A 1,269-nucleotide genomic window follows, 5' to 3' on the forward strand; every position below is an offset into this window, starting at 1 on the left:
GATAAAGCAGCTCGTACAAGATTTGGTGAACGGTGGTGGGATACCATCTCGTATGATACGACGAAAGACAATCACGATAAGTTCATCAATTGCATCAGAGATGCTGAACGGAGCTTATTAAAAAAATGGAAAGCCAAAGAGGTCGCTCGCCTTGGTTTAAGCCATCCATCGCAAATAACAACGACGCCACCAGTTTTTTCACATGATGATATTATTGCAGCGACCACATTTTCCACATGGGAGAATGTTTTTCTTGAGGCGCTTCATACAGACGATAACGCTAAAAAAAATGATTTCCTTTGGCCTAACTCTCTTCCAAAAGCTCTGAGAAGGCTAAGTGTAATTGATAACAAACCCGTCGAGGCTCGTCGTAAGTTATTGAATCTACTCAAAGAGATAAGAGACTACCGCAATAGACTTTTTCATCATGACTGTATCTGGATAAAAATTAAAACTGTAGATAAACAGACTGCAATTGAATCAATTCGTGAAAAAATCAATCTAATCGAAAAGATCATAACAGCGATCAGTCCTGTAACTAACCGCGCTTTGACTGCGGGGGGTATGTATGAAAATGCCCGCAGAATCTGCTCCACTGCAGAACTATCCATTTATACAAATCTTAACTATCAGGTACCAAACATAGCTACGCCAGGGCTGCTTGGTCAATTAATGCTTCAGACAAATGGTGGAAAAGAAACGGTGCCTATGATGCTGCAAAATGAGGCCTGTGTTTTCTATAAATTAAGGTGAAAGTACATAGCTTTAGCGGAAGCGAGACGCCGCATGTCAGCGGCTACTATCAAAACAGATGATCTCCCGCTACCCATATTTTCGTGGTTCTCCCTGTCTGGCCATCAGAGTAAACTGGTGGGGCAGGGAGGCATCTCCTTCAGGAACGGCTATCCAGCCGCAGCTTTTCAGCAACTCATTGAGCGCTTCAGCCTGCCCGCTTATTCTGGCTGGCACTGGTAGATGATATGACCTTTATATACTCACTATAGCATTGGTGGGATATTCCAGAGGAGGTCATCATGCATTCGGAAAATATTGCGGCTTACGTCGGGCTGGATGTGCATAAAGAAACGTTGGCGGTTGCTATTGCTGTACCTGAACGGCTTGGCGAAGTTCGTTATTATGGTACGATTAACAGACAGAATCAAAAATGATCATCGGGACGCAATTTCTCTCGCCAGGTTACTGCGGGCTGGAGAACTTACCCCTGTCTGGATCCCTGAGCTGACTCATGAAGCTATGCGGGATCTAATC

1 protein-coding gene and 1 pseudogene are annotated in these 1,269 nt (G+C 44.1%); both read left to right on the forward strand.

The window, feature by feature from the left end; translation table 11 throughout:
- The coding region (locus RTW80_RS25480; RefSeq protein WP_312720839.1) for a CAAX protease at positions 1 to 753 on the forward strand (753 nt) is incomplete at its 5' end.
- 281 nt (positions 754 to 1,034) lie between these two features.
- Positions 1,035 to 1,269, forward strand: a pseudogene (locus tag RTW80_RS25485) (IS110 family transposase); the annotation flags it as partial.

The sequence above is a fragment of the Escherichia sp. AM3 genome (genome assembly GCF_032029835.1).
Lineage (GTDB): Bacteria > Pseudomonadota > Gammaproteobacteria > Enterobacterales > Enterobacteriaceae > Escherichia > Escherichia coli.